The following is a 4,069-nucleotide window of genomic DNA, read 5'->3' as shown; positions in this document are numbered from 1 at the left end:
GATCGCAGTTGCGCACGCGCGAGGCAGAGACGGTTTTTTCCCGAGCGGGGGCAGTCATTCCGCGTATCCAACCACACGTTACCGAATCATGCACAGGAGTCAGGTCACATGAGCAAGTCGCTTTCATTTCCGATGTTCCGCTCGCGCGCGCTGTTCGCCACCGCCGCGAGCGCGTTCGCGCTGTCGGCCGCGGTGCCCGCGTTCGCGCAGCAGACCGCGGTGATGGCGGTGGATTCGACGTTCACGACGATGGACCCGTACGACGCGAACGACACGGTGTCGCAAGCCGTCGTCAAGTCGTTCTACCAGGGGCTGTTCGGCTTCGACAAGGACATGAAGCTCGTCAACGTGCTGGCGACCAGCTACGACGCGAGCCCGGATGCGAAGACCTACACGATCAAGCTGCGCCAGGGCGTGAAGTTCCACGACGGCACCGATTTCAACGCGGCGGCCGTGAAGGCGAACTTCGACCGCGTGACCGATCCCGCGAACCACCTGAAGCGCTACAACATGTTCCGCGTGATCGAGAAGACCGAAGTGGTCGATCCGTACACGGTGAAGATCACGCTGCGCGAGCCGTTCTCGGCGTTGATCAACACGCTCGCGCACCCGTCGGCCGTGATGATCTCGCCAGCCGCGCTGAAGAAGTGGGGCCGCGACATCGCGCTGCATCCGGTCGGCACCGGCCCGTTCGAGTTCGTCGAATGGAAGCAGACGGACGACCTGAAGGTGAAGAAGTTCGCCGGCTACTGGAAGAAGGGCTATCCGAAGATCGACGCGATCGACTGGAAGCCGGTGGTCGACAACAACACGCGTGCGGCGCTGATCAAGACGGGCGAAGCCGATTTCGCGTTCCGCATCCCGTTCGAGCAGGCGGCCGATCTGAAGGGCAACCCGAAGGTCGACGTCGTGGAGCGGCCGTCGATCGTGCAGCGCTACGTGTCGCTGAACCTGCAGCAGAAGCCGCTCGACAACCCGAAGGTGCGCCAGGCGCTGAACTATGCGGTGAACAAGGAAGCGCTCGCGAAGGTCGCGTTCGCCGGCTTCGCGACGCCGTCCACCGGCGTGGTGCCGCAGGGTGTCGACTATGCGACGAAGCTGGGCCCGTGGCCTTACGACCCGGCGAAGGCGCGCGCGCTGCTGAAGGAGGCCGGTTATCCGAACGGCTTCGAGACGACGCTGTGGTCCGCGTATAACAACTCGACGTCGCAGAAGGCGATCCAGTTCGTGCAGCAGCAGCTCGCGCAGGTTGGCGTGAAGGTGCAGGTGCAGGCACTGGAGGCCGGCGAGCGTGTCGCGAAGGTCGAGAGCGCGCCGGACCCGGCGAAGGCGCCGGTGCGGATGTACTACCTCGGCTGGTCGTCGTCGACCGGCGAGGCGAACTGGGCGATCACGCCGCTGCTCGCCGGCACGTCGGCGCCGCCGAAGCTCCTGAACACCGCGTACTACAAGAACGACACGGTCGATGGCGATCTCTCGAAGGCACTGGAGACGGTCGACCGCGCGAAGAAGACCGAGCTCTACACCGATGCGCAGAAGCAGATCTGGGCCGATGCGCCGTGGATCTTCCTCGTGCAGGAGAAGATCGTGTATGCGCGCAGCAAGCGGCTGCAGGGTGCGTACGTGATGCCGGACGGTTCGTTCAACTTCGACGAAATCTCGCTGAAATGACAGTGGTGATGACGGCGGTTCGTCCGCCACGCGGTGCCGGCGGCGCAAGCCGCCGGCATGCTGATTCGATCGGTGCCCCATGCTGAATTTTCTCGTCAAACGCCTGTTCGGCCTGCTGCCCACGCTCGCGATCGTCGCGGTGCTGGTGTTCCTGTTCGTCCATCTGCTGCCGGGCGATCCGGCGCGGCTCGCGGCCGGGCCCGAAGCCGACGATGCGACGGTCGCGCTGGTGCGCACCGACCTCGGCCTCGACCAGCCGCTGCCCGCGCAGTTCGTGAACTTCTTCGTGAAGATCGCGCACGGCGATTTCGGCCTGTCGACCCGCAGCAAGCGGCCGGTCTCGACCGAGATCGGCGAGCGCTTCATGCCGACGCTGCTGCTGACGCTCGTCAGCATGGCGTGGGCGACGGCCTTCGGGATGGCGATCGGCATCGCGTCGGCGGTGTGGCGCAATCGCTGGCCCGATCGCCTCGGCATGACGCTCGCGGTGTCGGGCATCTCGTTCCCGGCATTCGCGCTGGGCATGCTGCTGATGGAAATTTTCTCGGTGAAGCTCGGCTGGCTGCCGGTCGTGCCGGACGGCTCGTGGAAGAGCTACGTGCTGCCGTCGCTGACGCTCGGCGCCGCGGTCGCGGCCGTGATGGCGCGCTTCACGCGGGCGTCGTTCGTCGAGGTGCTGAACGAGGATTTCGTGCGCACCGCGCGCGCGAAGGGCGTGCACGAGCCGATGGTGGTGCTCAAGCACTGCCTGCGCAACGCGATGATCCCGGTCGTCACGATGATGGGGCTGCAGTTCGGCTTCCTGCTCGGCGGCTCGATCGTCGTCGAGGTCGTGTTCAACTGGCCGGGGCTCGGGCGCCTGCTCGTCGACGCGGTGACGATGCGCGACTACCCGGTGATCCAGGCGATCGTGTTGCTGTTTTCGCTCGAGTTCATCCTGATCAACCTGACCGTCGACGTGCTGTACGCGGTCATCAACCCGACCATCCGGTTCAAGTGAGGCGCGCATGAACGCGACTGTCCAGCCCGCGGCGCCGGCCGCACCGACCGCGATCCGCACACCGTGGCGCGAATTCTGGCGCAAGTTCCGCAAGCAGACCGTCGCGCTCGTCGCGGGCGGCTTCGTGCTGGCGCTCGTCGTGCTGGCGTTCGTCGGCCCGCACATCGTGCCGTTCGATCCGGAGAACTATTTCGACTACGACGCGCTGAACGCGGGGCCGTCGGCCGTGCACTGGTTCGGCGTCGATTCGCTGGGCCGCGACATCTTCAGCCGGATCATCACGGGGACGCGCATCTCGCTCGCGGCCGGTTTCTTCTCGGTCGCGCTCGGCGCGGTGATCGGCACGTTCTTCGGGCTGCTCGCCGGCTACTACGAAGGCTGGTGGGACCGCATCACGATGCGCGTGGCCGACGTGCTGTTCGCGTTCCCGGGCATCCTGCTCGCGATCGGCGTGGTCGCGATCCTCGGCAACGGGATGGTCAACGTGATCTGCGCGGTCGCGATCTTCAGCATCCCGGCATTCGCGCGGCTCGTGCGCGGCAACACGCTGATGCTCAAGCACATGACCTATATCGAGGCCGCGCGCAGCATCGGCGCGTCGGACTGGACGATCATCATGCGGCACATCCTGCCGGGCACCGTGTCGTCGGTCGTCGTCTACTTCACGATGCGCATCGGTACGTCGATCATCACGGCCGCGAGCCTGTCGTTCCTCGGGCTCGGTGCGCAGCCGCCGACGCCGGAGTGGGGCGCGATGCTCAACGAGGCGCGCGCGGACATGGTGACGGCGCCGCACATCGCGATCTTCCCGAGCCTCGCGATCTTCCTGACCGTGCTCGCATTCAACCTGCTCGGCGACGGGCTGCGCGACGCGCTCGATCCGAAGCTGGAGCGCCGCTGATGCGTATGGTACCGATGTGGACGGCGACGCTGCCGGCCGGGCCGCGCGGCACGATCGCCGACGTGCCGGGCGTGACGGTCGGCCATTGCACGCTCGATGCCGGCAACGTGCAGACGGGCGTGACCGTCGTGAAGCCGCATCCGGGCGACGTGTACCGCAGCAAGGTGCCGGCCGGTGCTGCCGTGATCAACGGCTTCGGCAAGAGCGTCGGGCTCGTGCAGGTCGACGAACTCGGCATGCTCGATACGCCGATCGCGCTGACCAATACGTTCGGCGTCGGCGCGGTCGCGCAGGCGCAGATCCGCGCGGCAATCGCGGCGAATCCGCAGGTCGGCCGCGACTGGTCGACCGTCAACCCGCTCGTGTTCGAGTGCAATGACGGCTATCTGAACGATATCCAGGCGTTCGCGGTCACGGCCGAACATTACGACGACGCGTGTCGCGCGGCGTCGCGTGACGTCGCACGCGGCGCGGTGGGCGCCGGGCGCGGGATGTCG

At 66.5% G+C, this 4,069-nt stretch carries 4 protein-coding genes; all 4 read left to right on the top strand.

The genetic code is table 11. The features are described 5' to 3' along the window. Positions 1-108 precede the first annotated feature (108 nt). Positions 109-1,671, top strand: coding sequence for a glutathione ABC transporter substrate-binding protein GsiB (gsiB, locus tag JYJ84_RS30170; protein WP_122949463.1), 1,563 nt, complete (start codon positions 109-111; stop codon positions 1,669-1,671). 79 nt (positions 1,672-1,750) lie between these two features. Beyond that, entirely contained in the window at positions 1,751-2,671 is a 921-nt protein-coding gene (gene gsiC, locus JYJ84_RS30165) for a glutathione ABC transporter permease GsiC (RefSeq protein ID WP_122949464.1), read from the top strand. A 7-nt stretch (positions 2,672-2,678) separates the two neighbouring features. Then, positions 2,679-3,572 (top strand): glutathione ABC transporter permease GsiD, encoded by an 894-nt coding sequence (gsiD, locus tag JYJ84_RS30160; protein ID WP_174956470.1) that lies wholly within the window; start codon positions 2,679-2,681, stop codon positions 3,570-3,572. Then, positions 3,572-4,069: P1 family peptidase (locus JYJ84_RS30155; protein ID WP_205189860.1), on the top strand; the 498-nt coding region annotated here is incomplete at its 3' end. The genes gsiD and JYJ84_RS30155, both read left to right, overlap by 1 nt.

Origin of the sequence: Burkholderia sp. LMG 13014, from assembly GCF_905232215.1 — a bacterium.
Classification (GTDB): Bacteria; Pseudomonadota; Gammaproteobacteria; order Burkholderiales; family Burkholderiaceae; genus Burkholderia.
This window is presented reverse-complemented; position numbering and strand designations above follow the sequence as displayed.

Excerpts from the sequence above, each read along its gene's own strand:
- gsiC (WP_122949464.1), top strand. The coding sequence starts at position 1,751 with ATGCTGAATTTTCTCGTCAAACGCCTGTTCGGCCTGCTGCCCACGCTC.
- gsiB (WP_122949463.1), top strand. The coding sequence starts at position 109 with ATGAGCAAGTCGCTTTCATTTCCGATGTTCCGCTCGCGCGCGCTGTTC.
- gsiD (WP_174956470.1), top strand. The coding sequence starts at position 2,679 with ATGAACGCGACTGTCCAGCCCGCGGCGCCGGCCGCACCGACCGCGATC.